The following is a 24,827-nucleotide window of genomic DNA, read 5'->3' as shown; positions in this document are numbered from 1 at the left end:
TGAATTATCTGTAGGCTGCTTAATTTACTCTTGAGCATCTTGTGTCGATCATTTTGCCAACAAACAGCCATTGAATAGCCAAACTACTTGTTTATAATTCGTGCAGCTATTCGACCTTACAAAGGTAGAGGGAAGAAAAGTTAAGGGGTGTTGAATAAAGTTAATTAAGGTTAAAACAGCATTTTTAGGGATACTATAGACCTTTATTTTTTGCAAATTTTTTCAGAGAACTAAAAAATGAAAACAAGTTTAGACGGCTTGGCACTATTTTCAATACATACTTTGTATCTTAGGTGATAGTCTACTAAAAAACAGGTAGTTTATTAGTCACAGGTAAACTTTATGATTAACTTTTTTTACATGAAATTAAGTCTCTATCGATTTATTTTTTATTTCTTTTTAACAACTGTTCTTAGCTACTTTCCTAATATTTTGCTAAGTCAGGGACAGGTTCCTCAGCGTTCTTGTACTCCTCCTTCTGAACAAGAGTTGGGGCTGTTGCTTCAAGAAATTATTTCCACGACACAACATCAAGGGCTTCAAATTGGAGGAGTAATAACAGGAGCTTTTTCTCAAAAGGAACAAATGGATTGTGTTTTGTGGCTAAAAGAACAAACAACCAAAGGAACAACGACCAAACGTCAAATCTTTAAATTGGTTTGCCAACAGTCACAGTGGCAAATTGTTGGACAAGACAACCTCCCTCCTGGTATTCATCTATCTGAAAGAAATTTTATAGACGTTACTGGAGATGGTCTATTGGAATTGGTCTATAGTTTTTCTTATGTTAATCAACAATGTATTGATGGCTGTGCTATTGCCTCCTTTCAACAAGATCACCTTGATGTTTTGTATCAAAAAAGTGAACAACATCATTGTCAAGATATTGATTGGAGTCTTTATCAACAATCTATGGGTTTACCGTTTATCCGTTATCAATTAAATTTAATAGAACACCCGACAGAACCTTACATCATAGAGAAACGATTTGTAAAAAAATTTCAAGGAGGGCATTCTCAAGAAACAGTCATTCAACAAGCAAGCATTGACAGTTCTTCCATTCAACTATTTTACCATCAAGGAAGCAAACAGTTTATAGAACCGATACAAGCCTCTTGCAATGCATTGGCTTTTGAGAACAATGTCATTGATATTCGGCATCCAGCCGTTCGTCTTGCACATCAACACATCAACAAAAATGCTAAACAATACTTTGATATTGAAGGGGTCTATAAGGCTAATTTTTCTAATAAAGATCAAATTGATTATCTCTTTTATACCAATACATTTCAACACCATAACCAAAGTCCAGTCAGGCGAAAAGCAATTAAAATCGTTTGTGATGGTCTGGCATGGAAAATAGCAGGCATTTTATACGTTTCTGAGCATTTTTCTGCACAACATATTGTCGATGTCAATGGAGATGGTATAGACGAAATTATAGATGAGCAAATACAGCCTGAAAAAAATGGTTGTACCAAAACGTACCGCATTCTCTCTTTTCAATCTAAAGTTGGGCAATTAATTTATAGCCATAAAAATCGCTATACCTCTTGTACCAATCAGCCTCCTACTCCAAGCCCTAATAATGGCACGCCTATCGGATTAGAATATACCATTCATTTTGAAGATGTAGACAATGATGGTGTTAAAGAACTGATACAAACTTCTGGGCAAGAAAAACATACCTTTGTTTACAATAGCCAACAAAATCGCTACATTCTCGAACGTTAAGTCAAGTTGAGTAAGGTTAAATAAGGTTAACAAATTCGACACGGCATTAATATCTTATGTATCTTGTTGTATGAATTTTGAGAAACAATATAAAAAATCGACTATTTTCTTCAGTATTAGCCTTCTTTTTTTGATTGCATTTTTAGGCGTTTGGCTACAAAACATCTATCAAGATAAACAAGAAGAATTGGAAACTGAAGTGAGTTTTTTGTGGCTAAAATCAATCAAAGGCATCGAGGAAAAGAGTTTTTCCAAACTAATTTTTGCAACCATCTCTGAAGTAACAGATTCTAGTAGTTTTACAGACAAACAAGAACACATCCAATCCATCATTAAGCGAACATTTGGAGATAGCGTTCCTCATGAGTTCAAAACCATTGAAAAAAAGACAGGTGCTAAGCAATTTATTTTCAAAAGCAAGCAAGAACATCAAGATGTCGAAATCACATTCGAGCAAGAGGATAGCAGCTTTTATTCTATTGACTCTCAAAATACGCAAATTACCATTAGTACAGACATAGACTTTGTTTCTGAAAGTTCCGATTCATTCTTTGAGAATATTTCATCTAGTCAGTTGCAATTTTTGGAAGTATTCTCTCTAGACACCAATCTCGTTAGTTCTAAATTAGAACAAGAATTAAAACTTGCTCAATTGCCTATACGTTATCAAATTCATGCCCTTGAAGATTCTATTAATACCCAAGACATGATGAACGATCGCTTTTTTACAGAAACAGCAACAGGAGGAAAATATAGACTGGAACTCGATTATGCTGCTTTTTTTCTCTTAAAAAAAATGTGGTTGGAAATTTTCATGAGCCTGCTGCTATTAACTGTCATCACCGCTTCTTTTTACTACATGCTAAACAGCTTAAAGGAACAAAATAGATTGGTTACCATTAAGAATGACTTAATTAGCAATATTACCCACGAGTTAAGAACACCTATTTTCACAGTATCGGCAGCATTAGAAGCCCTCGAAAGTTTTAATGGTCTAGACAATCCCGAACGAACAAAAGAATACTTGACCATTTCTAAAAATGAGCTCAATCGATTATCCATTTTAGTAGAAAAAGTTTTAAAAACTTCCTTGTTTGAACAAGATGCTCTAAAAATCAACTACGAAGTTTTTCCAATTGCACCATTGTTGCAAACAATTTCTAATTCGTTGCAACTACAATTAGAGCAAGAAAATGCGCAGTTAGAAATTTCATTTCAAGAAGCAAGTTTATTGGTACGTGCAGACAAAATTCATTTAACCAATGTTATTTACAACTTGATTGACAATGCGTTAAAATACAAAGCTGCTCGTCCGTCCCAAATTCAAATAGAGGTTTTTAATACGCCAACTCAAACTAATATTGTTGTTAGTGATAATGGTATTGGAATTCCTGAGGCATACTTGAATCAAATTTTTGACAAGTTTTTTAGAGTTCCCAAAGGGAATCAACACAATGTCAAAGGATATGGTTTGGGGCTGAATTATGTTTCTAATATCATACAACAACATCACGGAACGGTTACGGTTCGGAGCCAAGAAGGCGAAGGCAGTCAATTCACTATTTCACTTCCTAAATATTCAACAACATGAGCGCAATAAAAATCTTTTATGTGGAAGATGAGATTTTTTTATCTAAAATCATCAAAGAAAGTTTAGAAAGTCGTGGCTATGAGGTTTGCTTGGTTCGAGATGGTCGCTTTGCCGAAGAAGAATTTCTTGCCTTTGAACCAGACATCTGCGTCTTAGATATAATGCTACCGAATAAGGATGGATTTGAGATTGGACAAATGATCAAAGCAGCCAATCCAACCATTCCAATCTTGTATCTTACAGCCAAAGACCAAACAGATGACGTTTTGAAAGGCTTTAAAATTGGAGCCAATGACTATATCCGAAAGCCTTGTAGTATCGAGGAGTTGATTGTTCGAATTGAAAATCTTTTATTATTAACCTCTAAAAAAACAGCAACTGAGGCAACCAACAACTATGAAATCCGCATTGGTGATTTCACTTTTTTTACCCATAAGTATAGTATGCAACACCTTGATGGCGAAAACATTTCGTTATCACACAAGGAGGTAGAATTGCTCAAGTTATTTGCCCACAATATCAATCAAACCATTAACCGCCAAGATATATTGGATCAGGTCTGGGGCGATGACTCTTTTTTTAATTCTCGAACATTGGATGTTTATATTACCAAACTGCGGGGGTATCTAAAGAAAGATAAACACATCAAAATTATAACCCTTCGAGGAGTTGGGTATCATTTTTTAGTAGAAAAAGCTAATTCTTAATTTGGTATTTTATTTTCAGCATCACATAACGCCCTAGGAGAATCGATTGATGTTCGGATATGACACCATCTTGATTATAGCGATTTACTTGCAAAGCTTCATTAAGTAAATTTTCTCCCATCAGCTCAATTTTCAACACATTGTCTTTCAAAAATGTTCGGTTGATTCCTGCCGTCCAAATAGGTACTGCAATCGCATCGCCATATCCTGTATTGGTATAAATCTTATACTCAAAATTACTGGTCAAGTTCCATTTTTTGGCAATCGTTACTCGAACTTTCGCAGCGTAACTGTGATTGATATAAGAAACATTTAATTCACTATTATTGGCATACAAAGCATTTCCAACTACTAGTTTGGCGGTAGCTAAAATGTCTACAATTTTTTTCTTTTTATTACTTAGTGTTAAGCTTGCATTATAATCGTGATTGAGTTGCTCCGTCAAAATCCCATTCAACATAAGAGGACGTTGATTTAGACTTGCTCCTCCTCGCAAAGCTACCTTCATTTGTAGTTTTTTGAAAATAGTATTATAACCAAAATGTATCCCTGCTCGATAAGTCAGACCATCATTGATAGGTTGATAAATAGCTCTAAGATTTTCGTCAAATGTTTGGGCTTGGATAATTGTATTTTGTGTTAAGTTAAAATTTAAACTGGTATAGAAGTTGGTAAAAGTCAATTGTTCCCACCAATCCAATCGAATCCGAATATTATGATGATATTCAGGTTGCAAATCGGGGTTTCCTATTCTCAATACCAAGGGATTTTGGTTGTTAATAATCGGTTGTAGTTGTTGCAACTGAGGCTCAGAAAAACGAGTCCGATAGGTCAATGTTATTTTTTTGCTTTTGGAGATGTAATACCGAAATCTAAAGTTACCTGTTGGGAAATAAAACGCTTGAATAACTGGACTTGAAGCGGAAGCTACGACACCTTCTAAGGCACTTCGCTTGACACCCAAACCAATGTTTAGCTGATAAGCTTCTACTTTTCGTTTGAAGGTAATATTTAGTTCTTGATAATTATAATGCCTCCAATAAGCATCTGAAAAAGCAGTATTTTCAATTCGTTGCTGCCCCATTATATCATAAGCAGTTTGACCATTCTGTTCGTTTTTAATTCCTCCCAAGAGCTTAAAGTACAACTTATTGGATGTTCCAATTGGTTCTCGAAACGTTATATTTCCATTGTAATTCTGTTTATCCCCCATACCAATTTGTTCTTGTTGTAACGTATCCACAACCTTTAACACCCCATTGTCATTATACAACTCTGTTAAGGAGTTGTTTTCAGAATCGTTATTATTAAAAGTAAAATCAGAGGCTATATTAACAACCAATTCTCGACCTTTTTTCTGAAATTCTTTTTGGTAATTTAAAGAAGGAGCAATCGAAAAACGCATGGACTCGGAGACATAGGCTTGGTTAAGTCTATTCTCCAAAGAGTCATTGCTTCCTAATGTTTCCTCATTGATGGATCTTTTGTTGCCTCCAATCTGGTATCTTGTCCGACATCGAAAACTTATTTGCTGAGAAGAATCTATTTGATGCTTGATACTAGCAAATAAAAAATGCATTTGTGGATAGGATAAGTTTTGCTCTATGCTATTTCTTATGTACTCATTGTTGGGCAATACAGATTCTCTATAACTGTTTCTTTCAATGGTTGTCAAACTATTATTATAATAATACGTCAACCCTAACTCTGTTTTTTCAGAAGCAAAGATATTCATATTCATTCCAGATGTTATAGATCGAATAATTCCTGGGCGCAAATTATTAGAAGCCCCCCTCATATCACCCACGGGATCTATTTGCCCTGATTCATTCACATTGTTAATATTACCAAACAGGGTTGTGCGAAATTTAGGGTTGAAATAATTAAGGCTTACCACTCCTTTGTATCGATGGTTTCCCAACTCCGCAGGCAAGTTTTTCACAACCCTTGGCGGTAACGTGTAGCCATATCCCAATTCAACATTTCCTATTAACCCTGTTTTAGCAGACTCCTTGAGTTTGAGATCAATTGTTTTTTCATCCTCTGTTGTTTCAACTCCTTGTTTATTTTTTTTGGTATCGGTAATATCGATGTTCTTAATCGCATCTGCGGATAAGTTTTTAAGAGCAGCTTGAGCATTATCACCAAAAAAAGTCTTCCCGTCTACTAGGATTTCGGTTACTTTTTTGCCATTCATGGTAATCACTCCATTGGGATCAATCTCTAAGCCTGGCAATTGTTTCAATAAGCTTTCTACATCATCATGTGTCCGAACATTAAATGCGGCAGAATTGAAAGACAGTGTATCTCCTTTCATCTGAACAGGAAGGTGTTCGGCTGTAACTTCTACCCCATCCAACAAAGTATTTGCCGCCTCCATTTTCACAACTCCTAACAAAGTATCTGTTGCGAGTAACAATGTTTTGGAGTAGGCACGATAACCCAAATAACTTATTTGCAACAAATACGTACTATCCCTCTTAGCTGATAATTGAAATTTTCCAGCGTCGTTGGTCAAACCATACGAAGAAAAACTAGAATCGGGCAAATGCAACAAAACAACCGTAGCGGCAATCAGAGGTCGTCCTTCTTCGTCCACAACACTCCCATTTATGCTTGCTGTTTTTTGCGCATGTAAGGATGGATAAAAAAAAGAAAATAGAAACAAACAGAAGATAAATGGTCTCATAAAGATGGAAGATAAAATGCTAGTGCTAAACAGGGTGCTGCACGGAACTTTTTAAAACTTCAAATTTAGGTTTTTTTTATGTTAACTGCGTTGTTTATGAACTGATATTGTTTTTTTGAGTACAGCAATCATCTAAAAATTATAGGCAAAAAATACGTTTATTTTTTGCCTATAAAGCTGATTTGATCACTCAACTAGCCTATTGATAGGTTTGTACTTATTCAAGAAGAATTAACCCACCTCCTGCTGGTGATGGTTGGTTTCCTCCCATCTTATTAATCTTATACGATACAGAAAGCATAAAATAACGTCCCAATAGGTTCGTTTGAGTCTCTGTAATATTAGCTCCCCAATTGTAGCGATTAATTCTGAAAGCCTCGTTGAGTATATTCTCTGCACTCAACTCAATTTTGAGTTGGTCTCCCTTAAAAAAGGTACGGCCAACACTTGCCGACCAAATAGGAATAGCAAAGCTTTCACCATAGCCCAAGTCGTCAAAAATAGTATATTCAAAATTCGTTTTGAGTTGCCATTTCTTGGCAATTGTTACCCTTACTTTTGCATTATAACTATGCGTGAGCGACGTAACATTCAGTGCATCGTTCTGTGAATAGTAGGAGTTATTCAAGTTTGCTCTTGCCGAAATAGATAAATCAACTATTTTTTTCTTTTTATTTCCAAACGATGCATACAAATTATAATTGTGGTTCAATTGTTCTGAAGCTTCCTCATTCAGCAAAATTGGCTGTTGTCCCAAGCCAGCTCCTCCTCGTATATTGTATTTGATTATCTTTTTAATCTCACCATTATATCCAAAGTGGAATCCAAAGTTAGAACTTGTTCCAAAATTGACAGGTTGGTAGGTTCTTCTAAAGTTATCGTCAATCGTCTGTTTACTAGTAATGGCGTTTTGTGTTAGATTTCCATATAAAGAAACATATAAAGATGTAAATGTCAACTGATCCCATAAGTTATAACTTAACCACACATTGTGTCTATATTCAGGAATCAAATTTGGATTTCCCAAACCAATAGATAGTGGGTTCTGGTTATTCAGCATGGGCTGCAATTGATTTAAATTGGGTTCTTGTACATTCGTTCGGTAATTAAGATTCAACGATTTGCTTTTTGTAAATTTGTACTTGAAGTTCGCATGACCAACAGGATAATAGTACGTTTGGTTGATGACCGTAGCACTCGAAGCCAAGATTCCCTTAAGTCCGCTGCGTTGTATTCCTGCTGATAATTTCACCGACACCTTTTCTCCTTGATGTTTAAAATCCGTTGTGAATGCTTGAAAATTATACTCTTTTTGATACAAATCTGTCAAAGCACTATTAAGTACTTCTACCTGTTCTTTGATATCATATGCCTTGCGGTCGTTATTTTCTACACTAAACCCAGCTCTTAGTTTAAACTCAAAATGATTTTTATCTCCCAAAGGTTCTGTATAAGCAAATTCAGCTCCATACACTTGCTTATCATTGGCAGAAGTTTGATTTTGATTTAAAGTGTCTATCGTTGTTATTTGTTGGTTTTGATACAATCTTGTTTGTGAAAAATTATCAAAGATATCGCCATTATTAGCCAATGCTATTGCTACATTTGCCCACAAAGAACGTCCTTTTTTAGGTAATTTTTTTTGATAATGAAGATTAGAAATTAATCCCATTCCCACTTCATCTTTTCGAGAATTCTGATTAATATCATTCTCTAAGCTATCGGTTCCTCCCAGTGTTTCAGAATATCGGTCATTGTCTTCATCCGAATCAGTATACTTCATTTTTAAACGCAAACGAATTTCCTGTGTGCTGTCAAACTTATGAGAAAATTTGGTATTAAAAACATGACGTTGTGCTAACAAAAACTGACTATTTTGGCTATTGGTGGTATAAAAATTTTCGGGAGCAATAGACCGACGGAATGTTTTGGTCAACATCGACTTATTGGCATTGGTATACATATAATGAGCACTTAACTCTGTTTTTTCTGAAATGAAAAAGTTCACATTAAAACCACCTGTAATAGCCCGAGTTTCTCCAGAAGTATTGCCCCATAATAAGCTCAATACAGGATCGTTCCAACTGTTTCCAATCGACATGCCCGAATAACCAGACATAAAATTATCATAACCACCTGTCATTCCTTGAAAGTCTTGATATGAAAAGCCAGCCTTGTTGACATTATTAGAAGCGCCAATAATAGAAATTCTCATTTTAGGGTTAAAATAATTGATCCCTAATTTGCCTTGATAATAATGATTGTCAGGATAATAACCATATCCCCCCTCAATATTCCCCATATAACCAACCTTTTTGTCTTCCTTCAAGGTCAAGTTGATCGTTTTACTTTCGTTCTCATCATCTGTACCTGTCAGTTCTTCTTGGTCTGTTTTTTTGTCAAATACCTCTACCTTTTTGATGGCGTCTGCTGGTAAGTTTTTTAGGGCAGCCTTAACATCCTCTCCAAAAAACTCCTTGCCATCCACCAATATTTTTTCTACTTTCTTTCCGTTGATTTTAACGGTTCCATCTTCCTCAATTTCAACACCTGGCATTTGTTCCAATAGCTTCTCTACATCATCGTGTGCTTCTACATTAAACGCAGCAGAGTTAAATTCCAGTGTATCTCCATTCATCCGAATGGGAATATGCTCTGCCTCTATTTGAGCTGCCTCAAGCATATTGGTCGCCTCTGTTAGTACTACTGTTCCTAAGTCATAATCTTTGTCTAGTGTTATGTCTTTTATAAAAGCAGCATATCCAACATAGCTAATTTGAAGTTGATACTCTTTGTTTGCTTCCCCTGTTAATTTGAATTTTCCATTATCTGTAGACAGTCCATAATTAGCAAAAGAAGAATCAATCTTGTTCATCAAAACTACGGTTGCCGCAACCAAAGGGGCTTCATTCTCATCTTGCAAAACACCTGTAATGCTATGCGTTTTTTGTGAGAATAGTATTTGGCTAAAAAGAAGAAAAACGAATAAAGAAATAGTTCGAGTTGACATTTTGTTTTGTTTTTGGGTGATAATCTGTGAGCATAGATTTTGTTCAAAAGTGCCTTATTATTAGCATTGTAGGCATTGTTTTTTTTTGCAAAAAACAATTTTTTTAATTGTTATAAAATTAATTGCCTTCCATTGACAAAACTTTAAGAACTACAGGTCATCTATTCAGCGAATTATATCGTGGAATTTAAGGCGCTGCTCTATTAATACGAATTATTATAATAGGTTACACCTTCAACAAAAAATGTGACAAAAGCAGTACGCCCTTGTCACATTCATTGCTTGACATTTACCCTCAATTTACAACCTAGTGTAAGTTGCTAAACAAGTATCTATTCGTTGATTGGTCGTATCGTTGATCATATATTCAATTCGGATCAAAGTATCTACTACCCAAGTTCCTGTTCCTGAAAAAATCGTGTCGTTACTTTTCCAATCTATTTCAAAATTAGTAAAGTTCGTATGTGTGGCAGGCACTGTACGTCCTGTATTACCCAAATTAGATAAGGTTAAATTAGCCTCATCTACCGCAGCAATGGTACTGTTATAGGTAGTTGTTCCTGCATTGGGTCCTATACAGCTATCCGATACAGTATAAGAACCAATCATTTTTGTTGTCCATGTTACCGTACAAATTCCATTCAGATCTGTTTGGTATCCTCGACTACAAATACATTCTCCAGAAATCGCATCACAAACGCCATTATCGCAAGACACACCTTCACAAGGATCTGTTTCACAAGATATTAACACAACAAAAATAAAAACAGTAGACATAAAGAAACGCACGATATTACTCATATAACTTATTGATTTATTAATAATTAAACGTGATGATTGAATCATTGACTCTTACCATATTTAGAGCCACAAAATAAGCAAATATAGGCTTGTTATACAATTTCTGCTAGAAAATCCATGTATAGAAAAGCCTGCTACTCGTTTATCATCGGGAGCTACACAGGTATCCAACCAATTGACATGGTTAATAGTTTCACCAGCGAAACTAACGACATTTGAAATTATATTTATTTAATTCATAAATCAGTGCCTATCGATACTTGCGAAGTTTCAAAAGGAAACTATAAAATTTAACATCCCAAAATAATGTCTAAAAAATGCTCTAAAAGCCCTTGTTTTAGGGATTTTTCAGGTCTTTTTTTTGCGATTTTAGCACTCTATTTTGACTCGTATGTCCTATAAATGCAGACTTATGGCAAAATTAAATATAATTCCGTTTATCGTTAGAACCGCTGTAGTTTCACCTTGCATACTATAATAATACATATAAACCTATTGTCTATGCAGTCAATTTTATAGCACTCCATTAAGGCTTCTTTCTAATGATATAGTAGTTCGTTGATTAGCTCCCTGCGGTCGTGAGATCGCTATCGCTTAGTTGTTTACTTTTTTACAAAAAAAACAAAAAAACACATTTATATTAGCTTGATAATCAAAATTTTAACACAGAATGCAATAAATACACAACTTATTGATTATCAACTGCGCAGCACTCACGAAGTAAACTAATAAAGTTTACTTCGTGAGCGCTGCGCTTTTAGTTAGCTTCGCTGCTACTGCGTGGTTTCAACGAACTATTGATGATATAGAAAACGAATAAAATACATCAAAAGGCTATGCTAACTATTTACATTAACATATAAATTTAAAAATACTTTATGAGAGATTACTTGGGTATTTTCGCATTTGTCCTCCCCTTTGTTTATTCCTGTGACAAATAACCCAATAACAAGATACAGAAGCATTGAATGGTGCTATAGAAGATTCAGGTGTAGAGGACACTTTTTAAATACAATTCAAGGAAAAGGTGGCTCATTTTCATTTTCGCCTCCACGCTTAGTAAGGGCTTGCTCATTTTGTCGATTCAACCAACGATACATCATTGTAGAAGCAGAACTAAAGTTATTTTGAAACAACGCATCTAGTTTTTCCTGAATCTCTGTTAGTTTCTCTTTTTGTTTTCCTTCGTCTACGATATAAATAGCTTGTATATGTTGGTAAATAAGCTTTGAGTATGCGATAAAAACCTCTTCTCTTGGCGTTTTGTATCTATGATTTTGTATTAAGTTATACGCTTCTCTTTCAGCCAATTCTAATTCATTTCTAGAATAATACAAGATTGTCAAGAGCAACCGAGCATAGACAAAATCATTTTCGGGGCGCTGTTGAATGTTGTGTTCCAAAAGCATATCCATAGGTTTTTGATATTCTCCCTGCATCACATAAGCCCAACATAACATATATTGTATACGGTACATAACTTGGGGAACCTTTTTCCACGCTCCTTCATTCGACTCGTACCATTCGATCGCTCTATTGTAAGCTTCCAAACAAATCAAGTTTGAAATGTAATTAAAATAAACGGCTGCCTTTTTGGGCGTGGACAACATCTGCGCCTTGTTCAAGGCACGAACATACAACTCATCTGCCTTTTGATATTCTTTCAGCAAAAAGTATTCAAGTCCAACCGTTATTTCTACCATTGTAATTGAATGTTTTAAAGTAGGGTGTTTGGGGTATTGAGCTAGCAATGGTTCTGCGCATGCTAGAGCCTTTTGAAGGATATTAATTTTTTCTGTTCCGCTTAAGAAGTAACTTTGAATTCTATAATCCAAAAAATCAACTAAAGTATCGCTATCCAAGTAGTTCTCTCTTTTATAATAATGAGGTCCCCGTCGAAAATCATACTTTTGCCCGCTCAAGGCATACAAATTGCCTTGAATAAAAGCATCTTTTAATTCTAACTCTTTGTAATCAATCTCCATTTGAGCAACTGTAGCTTTTAAGGCTTCTTCCGTAAGCAATTTTAGCTCCTCATACAAAGCAGTGTTAACTTCTGATGAAGCTGTTTTGTAACTAAAAAACAAATTGATCAACTTAACTTTTAAGGAATATAAGGATTCTGCTACGGCTTTTTTATAAAGCTTCTTCCATATCTGCTCAAAAAGAGAAAACTCCTTTCGTTCTAAATAAATTGTCATCAAACTCAGCTGTGTTTCATCTGAGTTGATACGCAGATTTTTGCGCCAAACTTCTTCCACCATAAAAAGCTCTAATTCTCGATTTAACAACCTTAACTCATTTCGAAACAACGCATCTTTTTTAGTAGTATACTGAGCATTAAACGTCTTAAAAAAAGCCATTTCTTTATCCACTTTTTGATGTTTCTTCAAATAAGCATAGAGTCGCTTTAGAGAAGCTCTTTTGTGTGAATGGAGCACTTTCTTTTCAAAGTGTTTCAATTCACTGGTGGTCATAAGCTGTATTATTTCAATGGTTTTCAATACTTTATTATTTTTTATACGCTTCTTATTGTACTATATTTTATCACAAATCCGAATTTTAAATTTGTTATCATGATTTATCCAACCTACTTTTACAATCGTTAGAGCAACATTCAACAAAAACGCCATCCATACAATCTATATCTATGAAATATATAGTCTTAATCAGTTTGTTTTTTTTATTAATCAGTTGTGACCCAAGTGTTGATTGTAAGCGAATTATCACCAATAATTCGAATCAAGACATTTGGCTAATCAATTTAGACACCGCTTTTTGCAATACATTTGATAGCATTTTAGTTGTTCGTAATACCAGCTATGTATTGGATGTAGATCATGACATAGGAGGCTCCTTACGTCAATATGAAGATTGCCAATATTACCCAATAGCCTACTGTATGGATAGTTTAGGGACTAGTATTGCAACCGATAGCTCATTAAGCCTTTCTTTTCCTCTCACACTAGATGCCAATTGGATATATCAAGTTATCAAACCTGGTAAAAATGGCAGCTGCGAATGTAGGCTTAGCATTACCGATGCCGATCTTCAATAAAACTCAATATTGATTCCTCAAATTATTTTTTTAGCGGCTACCTGTTCATTCTGTTTTGTCAACCAACGATGTAGCATTGTAGATGTATAAGTAAGTTTTGTTTCATACATTTTGTCTAATTCCTTTTGTATTTCTTGCAATTTAGTACGGCGTTTATCTTTATCAGCAATGTAAGCTGCTCGTAAGTGTTGGTAAATAAGCTTAGAATATTGAATAAAAGCAACTTCTTTTGCCAATTTGTAGCGGTCATTTTGTATAATATTGTACGCCTCTCTTTCAGCTAGTTCCAGTTCGCCTCTTGAATAATACAAAATAGTTAACAATACACGTGCATAGATAAAATCATTCTCTGGTCGTTGCTGAATGTTATGTTCCAAAAGAATATCCATCGGCTTTTCATAATCTCCGATCATGATATATGCCCAACACAGCACCCACCCAACTCGATACGTTACAAGCGGAGAATCTTTCCAGTCCTCTCCACTATTTTCGTACCATTCAATTGCTCTCTGATAATCGCCCAAACAAACCAAATTAGAAATGTAGTTAAAATATACCATTGATTTTTGAGCAGGATGTAGTACCGCTACATTTTTTAATGCCGAAACATAAATAACATCTGCCTTACTATGTTCTTTTAATAAGAAATATTCAAGTCCTATGGTCATTTTCATCATAGGAATAGATGCCCTTAACTTAGGATGTTGTTCTTCCAATAATTCAGCCTGTTTCAACGCTTTTTGAAGTACCCTTATTTTCTCTAATCCATCTAAAAAATAACTTTGAATATTGTACTCCATAAGTGCAATCATATCATCATTCGGCACAGGGTTGACGACACGATAATATGTTTTAGCCCGATGGAAGTCATACTTATGCCCATTTAAAACGTATAAATTTCTCTGTATATAAGCATGCTTTAACTCCAGTTCTTTATAATCTACTTGCATTTGGGCAACAGTGGCCTCCATTGCTTCTTCCAACAATAATTTTATGGCACAGTACACGTCCATATCAATTTCTGACGAGGTTGTTTTATAGCTAAAGAACAATTCTATTAATTTAACTTTCAACGAAAACAAACCCTCTTCTTTAGATTTCTTGTAGAGCTTTTTCCATGTTTGTTCAAATAAATTAAACTCCTTTCGTTCTAGATAAAGTTTTATCAAACTCAGTTGCGTTTCATCCGAATTGATACTTAAACCTTTCTTCCATGCTTGTTCTACTATAAAAAGCTCCAATTCTCGATTCAATAACCTTAATTCATTGCGAAAAATAGCATCCTTTTTAGAAGTATAGGGTGTATTAAACACCTTTAAAAAAGCTGCTTCTTTATCTATTTGAGGCTGTTTTTTTAAGTAAGAATATAATTTTTTGAGTGTCAATCTTTTGTGTGAATTTATCACTTTTTTTTCAAAAAGCTTTAATTCACTCTTAGTCATAACACTAAGTATTTCAATTGTTTTCACTGACATTTTGCGTTTATTATTCGGGTATTACAGCATTTTTTTTCATCACAAAGGAGAAAATTCATGTTGTACTCATAATGTACATATCCTAATTTTGATACAACTAAACAACTATTATTAAAAAAATAGAATTCTCAACCAACTTAATTACCCTTTTTAGTTCCAATGCTTTATTAGGTTGAAGATTCTGTATAAAAAACCAAACAACAATGAAACCAATTATTAAAAAAATTTGCTCTATTGCCTTGCCACTTGTGGTACTTTCTTTTGGTGCTTGTGATGACCCACCACCACCGCCCTGCAATTCGATTACCATTTCAGATTTCAGCCATTTTAAAACAGACCAAACCCTAACCAATCACTGTGCTGGAGTAGATTATATTATTAAAGGTAGCTCTTATTATGACGTTACAGCCAATCTAAAGGTTGAAAGTGGTGTTACGATTCAATTTGAAGATGGAACAGGCTTAGCCATCCAAGAAACAGGCAGTATCAATGCCATAGGAACTTCTGCCGAGCCAATTACTTTGATGGGTTCTAGTGAAAATGCTGTTGGTGCTTGGTTGGGCGTTATTGTTTATAGCGATAAAACGGCTAATATACTAGATCATGTGACCATCAAAGGCGCAGGAAGTGATGCCTTTAACTCCAATGGCGAAAGAGGATGCTTAGTCATATACGCCGACTCTAAAATTAAAATAGACAATTGTACCTTTGAGAATAGTGCTGCTTATGGTATAAACTCCAATTATACGTCCGCTCAAATCACTTCTTTAATGAACAATAAATTCAACAACAACAATACTCCGATGCTTATGAGAGCTAACTATGTGAATATTGTTGATGCCACCAATTCTTTTTCTGGTAACACCAATTCTTACGTACATATGAGAGTTGGAAATGAGATAAAAACGACTCAAACATGGCAGGCGCTTAGTATACCTTACCGTTTAACAGCTTCTAGTGGGGGAATTTTTGGAGATCAAGAAATTGGGAATAGCGGAAAACTAACCATCAATGCTGGTGCAATAATCGAATTTGAAGTTCAAACAGGATTGCACATTGACGATGGTGGTGCTTTGATTGCCGTGGGAACTCCCAATAACAAAATCCAATTTAAAGGCGAAGATGACCGCTCTGGTATTTGGAATGGCATTCAATTTACCTTTACTCAAAGTCCTTTTAATGAAATTGGCTATGCAACAATAGAACATACAGGAAGCGATAAAGGAGCGATTTATATGTGGGCAGACCCTGTTATTAATATCCACGATGTTTCTATTAATGATGTTTCTAACTGTGCCTTTTACGATGCTCCCAAAGGAGCTAACGATGCTGCCAATCCCAATTTAACTCGTACCAATATAAGTTATAATAATGTGGTCAGTCAATACTGCAAGGGAAATTAATTTAATTTTCATATTAAATATTAAGTTGTTTGAAGTTAAAAATACTTCAAACAACTTCGTTTTTTAATTTGTCATCAAATCATTTTTATGAAAACTCTCAGGACTTTATTTTTATTATTTATCTGCACTTGCGCAACTTACACCAAAGCACAAAACGTAACTATTCCTAATCCTAATTTTAAAAGTTATTTAATTGGGAACAATGCTATTAATACAAATGGGGACAATGAAATACAAATAAGTGAAGCTACTGCATTTACGGGTACGATCAACTGTTCTCTCCGCAATATTACCGATTTGACAGGAATAGAAGCGTTTGTCAATCTTCGAGTTTTAGATTGTAGTGTTAACCAAATTCAAAGCTTAAACCTAAGTCAAAATGTTCATTTGGAAGAATTGCTCTGCTTTGGCAACTGGTTGCTAAATTTAGATGTCTCTCACAATCCCAAACTAAAGAAATTAATTGCTTATACAAATGGCTTTACAACTATCAACCTAAATCAAAACCCTGACCTAGAAGTTTTAGCGGTTTACTTCAATCAAATTAATACAATTGATCTTAGTCAGAACCCTAATTTAATGACGTTAAATATTGGCAACAATCAACTCTCCAATTTAGATATAAGCCAAAATCTAAATTTACAAAATCTCTATATTTATAACAATCAAATAACAAACTTAGATCTGAGTCAACACTCTACTTTGTTCAATTTTAGTGGTAGTAACAACCAATTAAGCACATTAAATATCAAGAATGGAAATAACGCTAACTTTAATACTTTTAACACCTCCAATAACCCTAATTTAACCTGCATAGAAGTCGATGACCCCGTATTTTCTACCAATAATTGGACAAATATAGACTCTACAACGACTTTTAGCACAACCTGCATAACGAGTATATTACAAACAGAGAATACCTTAGAAAATATTTCTATATACCCCAACCCAATAGAAGATAACATAACAATTGATTTGGGACACTTGTGCCATAGTGTTTCTGTAAAAATTACAGCATCAACAGGGCAAACCCTATATACACAAGATCTTGGCAGCACCCAACAAATCAATCTAGGTGTAAAGATGTACAATACAGGTATCTATTTTGTAACCATTCAGACAGAACAAGGCACACACACATCCAAAATACTCAAACAGTAAAGCACAAAAAGCAAGAAGGAATTATGCGTCAATCGCATAATTCCTTCTATTTTATATCGTTCTTAACAATCGTTTCATCTAACGATTACGACCATATTGCTCATGACTAGACACCCAATCCGAAGAAGAAATAGCCGATCCCAAAGAAATCTCTCCTGCCAAAACAACGCCAGCAATAATTTCTGCCAACTTATTGACACGGTCGCGACCGACACAATCTAGCATTTGTAGACATTCTTTTTGTGTTGCTAGTCCTGTACCACCTCCATAAGTAGCTATAATTAAAGATGGTATGGTGATAGAAAGATACAAATCGCCCTCTTTTGTGATTTCGGCATAAGTGATTGCCGCCGATGATTCCGAGACATTAGCAACATCTTGTCCTGTTGCGATAAAAATAGCTGTAATAGCGTTGGCAGAATGTGCTCCATTATTATTAGCACCGGACAAAATTGACCCTACATTCGATACACTAGAGTGGTACGCCAATTGTTCTGGCTCCACACGCATATGTTGAATTAGTACATCTCGTTTTAAAACGATTTCAGCCGTCACACGCTTACCACGTGTACGCATGATATTCACTTGAGAAGCCTTTTTGTCAGTAGCAAAATTAGACTCCAAGTAAAAATGCTTAATTGGGTTTTCTTTGTAAGCTTCTAAAATCCAACTACAAGCAGCAAAAGTCGCACGACCTACCATGTTTTGTCCTGCAGCATCTCCTGTGGAGTAATTAAAACGCAAAAAAGCGAATTTGTTAGACAAATAAGGATCTATGTACTGCAAACGAGCTACACTTGAAGTTGCTTCTGCTTCTTCGGCTATTTTAGCAAAATGTTCCTTTGTCCAATCCACAAAGTCACGTGCAGCACGAGCATCTTCAAAGACAAATACAGGAGCACGTTGCATGGCATCACGCACTACGGTACATTTGACACCTCCACAAAGATTCATTACTTTGATACCACGATTATAAGATGCCACTAATGTTCCTTCTGTTGTTGCCATAGGCACCAAGTACTCACCTTGTGCGTACTCCCCATTAATTTTAATAGGTCCTGCAATTCCCAACGGAATTTGAGCTACTCCTGTAAAATGCTCACAATTGCCAGAGAGCGTATGTGGGTCAAACGAGTATTTTGTTACATGCTCTAATTTTGCACCAGTATAATCTTCTGTAAATTTTTGACGTTCTTTGATAGCATGATCAGAGTAATCGTCATTTTTGTCTCTAGGAATCGTTACTCTAGAATCATCTTTTTTCGAAACACCATCCTCTACATCTAAAGTCAAATCTCCAAAAGGATCTGCTGTGAATGTTATTTCTAACTTGTACTTTCCTGTTTGTAAATGCGGAATAGCACAAACCATATTAATGGTTTCTCGTAAGTTAAATTGAATTGGATTGCTACTAGAAACGTCTTTGGCAGATAGTATCGTTCCATCGCTCAAATGTAGTTTTATGGAATCTAGCGGCACTTTTTGTCCATCAATTTTAACTTCTTTTAAACCTGCAAATGTAGCGTCACTCAAACGGTTTTTGACTGTAAATTGGACACCACCATCAATGTTTTCTAAGCTATTAAAAGTATATAACTGTTTAAGAATTAAGCTCGGAATTTTCATTATTAAAATTCATTTATTGGGTGAAATAACAAATTATGTAGGACCACAATTCTTTCATAGAAACATTGTATATAAAAGAATTATTAAGTTTAATCTTTAAGTTAGTAAATACTTATGAATATTTACAACCAAGGAGGGGTCTTTCTTATAGAAGATTTGATAAAAAATGTGCTTTAATACTACTATTTTGGTAGTCTCAAAAACCGTATTAATATCTTTTAAACATTACTCTGCTACTTCTTTGTACAAAACATGGAGCAAGACATCTCCTACCGATTCCAACGTATAAGGGTCTATAATTTGCATGTTATCATTGTGGGTATGCCAATGGTCTCCAAAACGGCGCTCTGGGCGATTTTCTTCTCTATTCATAACAATTTGGCCATTTGCATCTCTCAACACAGGGCGGTTGATAATATCAATTGTTTTGATGCCTCCTATATCATTAACATAGACATGGTCATCAATCAATTGATCGTCTTTCTCTTTTACAAACAATTCATTTAAACCCAATTCCAACGCTTGATTCCATACAATATTTACAATTTGTCCAGCACGAGCTAAGGAAACCCCTTCCTTGGGAAACTGTGCTCCAGAACGACCAACCATATCCAATAAAATACCAAATCGTGGTTGCACTTTCATATTGTGCTGATTTCGACTCCAATATTGTGCCCCCAAACACCAAGTTTGTTCTGCTGGTCTAGGAGTACCTGATTCACCTTGATCTTCAGCATCAAAAAAGACAATTTCGATACCTGCATTTAAAGGATTTTTGCTAACGGTACGAGCCAATTCCATCAAAACGCCAACGCCACTTCCACCATCATCAGCCCCTAAAATTGGTTCTTCTGTTCGTTCGGTATCTTGATCCGCCATGCGTCTAGTATCCCAATGTGCACACAAAAGCACTCGCTCATCAGCTTCGGGTTTATAAGTTGCTATGATATTTCGTATCTTCATAGGTTTATTATCAAACCCTTCTATTTCTGCATCTTGAAATTTAACTTCCCATCCATCATATGATTCCAAAGTTGTCTTTATCCATTCTGAACAAGCTTTATGTTCTGCTGTTTCAGGTACTCTAGGTCCAAAATCCACTTGTTTTTGTACAAAATAGTAAGCACTGTCCTTGTCAAAACTAGGCACAAAAACTTCTGGTTCTGGCTTGGGATCTGGGTCTATAACAGGAGGTTTGGTAGGACTCTCGCAACCTACAAAAATAGAAGTTACCAATAGTAGGCTAAAAAGAATTGAAATAATATTGGGTAATGTTTTCACTGTAATTTTATTTTATTAAACTTCTGATTCTTTATTAGTTCGCTCAAACGGCATGGTCGATAATCAGTATTATTCCCTTCTAACGCAAAGGGTTTTAAATCTAATTATCAACCTAATACAAAACACTTTCTTATGTTTTATTAAAAAAATCAGCGAACTATTAATTCTTTACAATATGACTATACTAGTTCACAACTAATGGTATTAACTGAACTTTTAATTCGTTGTTTCTATTAATAATCTTAAGCTATTAATACCTTCTAAATTAGCTTCCCTAGTGTTTTGTTTGAATACAATTTTGTGTATTCCTAGACGATTAAATTGGGTTTTGATAATAAAAGGAATTTTTCGATTGCAAACCTCCGTACCACAATCATCACTTTTCCAATTACCTTTAGAATCAGCCAATTCCAAAGAACATAAATCTTCTCGAATCTGCTTCTTTAATTCAAAGGTTTCAACCAAACAATAAATATTTTGATAGGCATAATTCGCATCATGATTCACTTCTATAAAAATATCATACAGTTGGGAAGTATCTTGGATTTCAAATTCAAACTCAATAAAATTATCGGCTGTCCAGACACCATTTTCAATAATAGTTGTTTGATCGTAAACTGTGCTACAACTAGCAAGGTTTAAGCATAAAACAAAAACAGTTGCCCACTGCAAAAATAGCCGAGAGCAACTGTTGAAATTAATCTTTTTTTGTGGAGTTGTTAGTATCGTTTTTAGCATTGTTATTAGACTTCGGTCCTTGATTTTTTCTTCTATTCCTATTTCGGTTACGATTTCTAGAATTCGTTTTATTTTTAGGAGTTGTATTTGAATTCGTAGAGTTACTATTGGGATTTGAATTTACTTTTTTCTGTCTTGAATTAGTAGTTCTTTTGGAATCTCCCGACTTATTATTAGCAACTGTTTTATTAACCGTTTTATTTTGTTGTTTTGATTTTGTCTTAGGATTATTATTGGACTTCTTGCTTCTATTAGAGCTTTTGGATGTTCTCTCTGTCTTGCTTTCGGTCTTATTTGCAACTGGTTTATTCGAGTTTGATTTATTGGAATTGTTCTTATTTTTATTCTTATTACGATTTCGGTTGCGATTTCGTTTTTTCTTCGTTTCCAATTGTTTCAATTCCAAACTTCCAGCACCATCCACAAATCCAATTTCTTCTGTCTCTTCGATAAACGTGTTGGGTTGCGTTACATCTTTTAAATCTTCTGGTAAAATACCTTTTTTGTTTTGGGCATTTAATTCTTTTACTTGCTCCACAGACAATTGATGTACTTCCGAAATACCAAACTCAGTTCGATAAGCAAAATACATAATTCGCTTAAAAATGTCCGTTTTAATTAAAATAGCATTTCCTTTTTTGGTTTTGATGCTATTCACATTTTTAGGGAACTCTTGTAAAACTTCCAAATACGTATTCAACTCATAGTTCAAGCAACATTTCAAGCGCCCACATTGCCCCGACAACTTAGACTGATTAATTGCCAAATTTTGATAACGAGCAGCAACCGTAGAAACAGATTTAAAATTAGTCAACCATGTAGAACAACACAACTCTCTTCCACAAGAGCCAATCCCTCCAATACGAGCCGATTCTTGACGGGCCCCAATTTGACGCATTTCGATTTTTACTTTATACTCTCTAGCAAAAACACGAATCAATTCTCGAAAATCAACTCGTCCATCGGCTGTATAATAAAAGGTAATCTTTCGTTTGTCACCTTGGTACTCAACATCTCCAATTTTCATTTCCAAGCCTAAGTCCCGCACAATTACACGCGCACGAATCATAGCTTCTCGCTCAGATTCTCTTGCATTTGTCAAACGCTCTAAATCGCGCTCATTAGCAATTCTCAAAATATTGGGCAACACCGCATTATCTTTGATACGATGTTTTTTGAGTTGAATATGCACCAACTCCCCCATCAACGACACTTTTCCTACATCGTATCCACTTGCTGTACTTTCTACAGCAACATGGTCACCTGTTGCAATGTGTACAAATTCTGGTTTCTTGAAAATTTCCTTTCTTGCCCCATTTTTAAAACTGACTTCAACTAAGTCATAACTTCCATAATCAGGCAAATCAATATGTGACAACCAATCGAAGGTATTTAATTTATTGCAGCCACCAGTAGAGCAGCCTCCCTTGCTTCCACACCCTTTTGGCGTGCCATCGCTACCACTCGAACAACTCGAACATCCCATTCCGTATATATATTAATACAAACCACTTTTAGTTTGTTAGATTTGATAATGAAATAATACCTATTTTTCAAAAAGGTTATCAGCCACAATAAGCACGCTTCTATAGGTATTGTTTTTTATTTTGGTCGTTCATTGATATTAGTTTGACAATCAAAAGCAATAAATTCAAAAACCACTGACTATCAAGCTAATATTTTTTTTTTCAACGAACTATTGTTATTTAAGAACGATTTTGAATTTCTTTTGGTAACAATCCACTAAAACGAATACTTGTTAAACAGATAACTAGCCAACTAATTGGGCTATGTTTGAGGAACAGATTAGCTTGATGTTGTACACTACCTCGCAGTTTGAGCTATTAGTGGACTATTATTTTCAAAAAAAACCTCTTTACCTAAAAAGGTATGACTTACAAAAATAATAAAAAATACGAAATAACTCTTTAAGACTTCGTTAAACTTCTAAAGCAAAGCCTTCTCGACGAGTGTCTCCAGCAGCGTATAAGCTGCTATTTTTGCGCTGTATAGTATGAACACCTCCAAAATACATGGCTGGTTGTTCCCATTGTATGACTTTTAACGAATCTTGAGCAAGATGCTTTCCAACAAAATCAGGCTCGAGGTTTAACTCTAAATGCTCGTTGTGTAGTCGGGCGGCATGAACGGCCTGCTCAACATCCATTTTAAAATCAATTAAATAATGCAATACCTGCGCTATTGCCGCAGGAATACGACTTGCGCCACCAGTTCCTGTAGCAATTTCAAACCTACCATTTGCATCCAAAACCAAAGTAGGTGCCATCATAGACGACAGACGCGTATCAGGTGTCCACGAATGGAAGCCATTTGGCAACAGCGACGCCTCTCCTAACATATTATTGAGCATAATATTTGTCTCAGGAACCATATACCCACAACCTTCTCCATTGGACATAGTGATGTTAATTGCATTTCCCTGCTTATCTACGATATTAAAATGAGAAGTACTGCCCCATTTTTTATTTAGATTGGTCACACTTCGCTCTATCCTAAAAACTTCATCAATGACTTGTTGCAACGTTTGAATATGTTCTTTGCTAAAAGCCTGATAATTTTGCTGGTATCGCTTCTCTAATTTTCGCATGACCAAGCCTAAGAGTGTTCCTCCCATACTAGGCAATGGATTGGTCAAAATAGTTTTATCTCGATACTTGAATGACAAGGGTCGACTTACCTTCACCTCATATTCCAATAAATCCTTTTCTGTCAAAAAGCCACCTTTTGCTTTACTATCAGCAACCAAACGCTGCCCAAATTCACCCTCATAAAATTCCCGCTTGCCTTCCTTAACTAAGAATTCTAAATAATCAGCCATGGCAGGCATTTTTAAAAGACTTCCTACGGGTATTGGCTTTCCGTCTGGGTAGAAAATTTTTCTAGATTCTTCCTCTTTGGTCATAATTGCTTCTAAAACACGAATATCAAAGTACTGAAAATCATTAATCGCTACTCCTTTTCGAGCCAACTCTAACGCAGGTTCTATCAAAACAGACATGGGACGACTAGCAAAATGCTCGTGTATATAGTAAATCCCTGCAATAATTCCAGGAACAGCTATAGACCCCATACCAACATGAAAAGTTTCTGTTGTAGAGCCAAAATTTACAACCATTGGACCAAAATCGACTTCTGAAATAGGTCGTTTTCTCTTGGGAGTTTGACAAAAACAATCCAAAAATATAGATTGTCCTTCAGCAGTCAAGATATTGGCAAAAGCTCCTCCTCCCGCTGAACTCATACAGGGTTCATTAATAAAAGAGGCAAAAAAAGCAGCAATAGCTGCGTCAAAAGCATTTCCACCGTCTTTTAAGATTATTCCTGCAGCTTCGGCTGTTTTTTTATGCCCTGCTGCTATAATTCCATGCATCATGCTAATTTTTATTGTAAGTACAATTCTAAAATAGTTCGTTGAATCCACGCAATAGAAGTTAGTACTTAGTAACGCAGTTAACTAAAAGCGTAGCGCTCACGAAGTAAACTGACACGATTTTTCTTTTGTAATAATGTAACAATCGTTTAGAATACAATT

At 35.2% G+C, this 24,827-nt stretch carries 16 protein-coding genes; 6 read left to right on the top strand and 10 right to left on the bottom strand.

Annotated features, from left to right (window positions below; genetic code table 11):
* Positions 1–360 precede the first annotated feature (360 nt).
* The 3 genes from QP953_RS01990 (at position 361) to QP953_RS01980 (ending at position 4,032) form a co-directional block, all read left to right on the top strand.
* Positions 361–1,734 (top strand): hypothetical protein, encoded by a 1,374-nt coding sequence (locus QP953_RS01990; RefSeq protein WP_156039817.1) that lies wholly within the window; start codon positions 361–363, stop codon positions 1,732–1,734.
* 70 nt (positions 1,735–1,804) lie between these two features.
* Positions 1,805–3,325, top strand: a complete 1,521-nt coding sequence (locus QP953_RS01985) for a HAMP domain-containing sensor histidine kinase (protein WP_309553794.1) — start codon at positions 1,805–1,807, stop codon at positions 3,323–3,325.
* Complete coding sequence (locus QP953_RS01980; RefSeq protein WP_052598121.1) at positions 3,322–4,032, top strand: response regulator transcription factor; 711 nt, start codon at positions 3,322–3,324, stop codon at positions 4,030–4,032. Before QP953_RS01985 ends, QP953_RS01980 begins: the two co-directional genes overlap by 4 nt.
* On the opposite strand, the gene QP953_RS01975 is transcribed toward QP953_RS01980, so the two are convergent.
* The 4 genes from QP953_RS01975 to QP953_RS01960 all read right to left on the bottom strand — a co-directional run bounded on the left by QP953_RS01975 (position 4,022) and on the right by QP953_RS01960 (position 13,009).
* Positions 4,022–6,721 (bottom strand): outer membrane beta-barrel protein, encoded by a 2,700-nt coding sequence (locus QP953_RS01975; protein ID WP_309553793.1) that lies wholly within the window; start codon positions 6,719–6,721, stop codon positions 4,022–4,024. The two genes, QP953_RS01980 and QP953_RS01975, sit on opposite strands and share 11 nt — an antisense overlap.
* Positions 6,722–6,938: 217 nt before the next feature.
* On the bottom strand, positions 6,939–9,731 hold the full coding sequence (locus QP953_RS01970; protein ID WP_309553792.1) for an outer membrane beta-barrel family protein: 2,793 nt from the start codon (positions 9,729–9,731) through the stop codon (positions 6,939–6,941).
* 300 nt (positions 9,732–10,031) lie between these two features.
* The gene (locus tag QP953_RS01965) at positions 10,032–10,532 is read right to left on the bottom strand and encodes a hypothetical protein (protein WP_309553791.1); all 501 of its coding nucleotides are present in this window, start codon (positions 10,530–10,532) and stop codon (positions 10,032–10,034) included.
* 1,016 nt (positions 10,533–11,548) lie between these two features.
* Positions 11,549–13,009 carry a hypothetical protein gene (locus QP953_RS01960; protein ID WP_052598111.1) on the bottom strand — a complete coding sequence of 487 codons (1,461 nt, stop codon included), beginning with the start codon at positions 13,007–13,009 and terminating at the stop codon, positions 11,549–11,551.
* 173 nt (positions 13,010–13,182) lie between these two features.
* Here QP953_RS01960 and QP953_RS01955 point away from each other — a divergent pair, with 173 nt between their 5' ends.
* Complete coding sequence (locus tag QP953_RS01955) at positions 13,183–13,590, top strand: hypothetical protein (protein ID WP_052598110.1); 408 nt, start codon at positions 13,183–13,185, stop codon at positions 13,588–13,590.
* Positions 13,591–13,607: 17 nt separating this feature from the next.
* Here QP953_RS01955 and QP953_RS01950 read toward each other — a convergent pair whose 3' ends face one another.
* Positions 13,608–15,032, bottom strand: a complete 1,425-nt coding sequence (locus QP953_RS01950) for a hypothetical protein (RefSeq protein WP_309553790.1) — start codon at positions 15,030–15,032, stop codon at positions 13,608–13,610.
* A 236-nt stretch (positions 15,033–15,268) separates the two neighbouring features.
* On the opposite strand from QP953_RS01950, the gene QP953_RS01945 reads away from it, so the two are divergent.
* Both QP953_RS01945 and QP953_RS01940 read left to right on the top strand, forming a co-directional pair.
* Positions 15,269–16,468, top strand: coding sequence for a hypothetical protein (locus QP953_RS01945; protein WP_309553789.1), 1,200 nt, complete (start codon positions 15,269–15,271; stop codon positions 16,466–16,468).
* Positions 16,469–16,555: 87 nt separating this feature from the next.
* On the top strand, positions 16,556–17,629 hold the full coding sequence (locus QP953_RS01940) for a T9SS type A sorting domain-containing protein (RefSeq protein ID WP_309553788.1): 1,074 nt from the start codon (positions 16,556–16,558) through the stop codon (positions 17,627–17,629).
* 78 nt (positions 17,630–17,707) lie between these two features.
* Here QP953_RS01940 and QP953_RS01935 read toward each other — a convergent pair whose 3' ends face one another.
* The 5 genes from QP953_RS01935 to QP953_RS01915 form a co-directional block, all read right to left on the bottom strand.
* Positions 17,708–19,255 carry a hydroxymethylglutaryl-CoA reductase gene (locus QP953_RS01935; RefSeq protein WP_052598104.1) on the bottom strand — a complete coding sequence of 516 codons (1,548 nt, stop codon included), beginning with the start codon at positions 19,253–19,255 and terminating at the stop codon, positions 17,708–17,710.
* 225 nt (positions 19,256–19,480) lie between these two features.
* Entirely contained in the window at positions 19,481–20,536 is a 1,056-nt protein-coding gene (locus QP953_RS01930; protein ID WP_052598103.1) for a M28 family peptidase, read from the bottom strand.
* 216 nt (positions 20,537–20,752) lie between these two features.
* On the bottom strand, positions 20,753–21,274 hold the full coding sequence (locus QP953_RS01925) for a gliding motility lipoprotein GldH (protein ID WP_052598102.1): 522 nt from the start codon (positions 21,272–21,274) through the stop codon (positions 20,753–20,755).
* Positions 21,234–22,760: a regulatory iron-sulfur-containing complex subunit RicT gene (locus tag QP953_RS01920; RefSeq protein ID WP_309553787.1), complete on the bottom strand. Its 1,527-nt coding sequence runs from the start codon at positions 22,758–22,760 to the stop codon at positions 21,234–21,236. The genes QP953_RS01925 and QP953_RS01920 overlap by 41 nt, the downstream gene beginning before the upstream one ends.
* 453 nt (positions 22,761–23,213) lie before the next feature.
* The gene (locus tag QP953_RS01915) at positions 23,214–24,668 is read right to left on the bottom strand and encodes a gamma-glutamyltransferase (protein WP_309553786.1); all 1,455 of its coding nucleotides are present in this window, start codon (positions 24,666–24,668) and stop codon (positions 23,214–23,216) included.
* Positions 24,669–24,827 lie beyond the last annotated feature (159 nt).

Source organism: Aureispira sp. CCB-E (genome assembly GCF_031326345.1).
Lineage (GTDB): Bacteria > Bacteroidota > Bacteroidia > Chitinophagales > Saprospiraceae > Aureispira.
The sequence above is the reverse complement of the archived record's forward strand: the minus strand, read 5'-3'. Positions and strand labels throughout refer to the sequence as shown.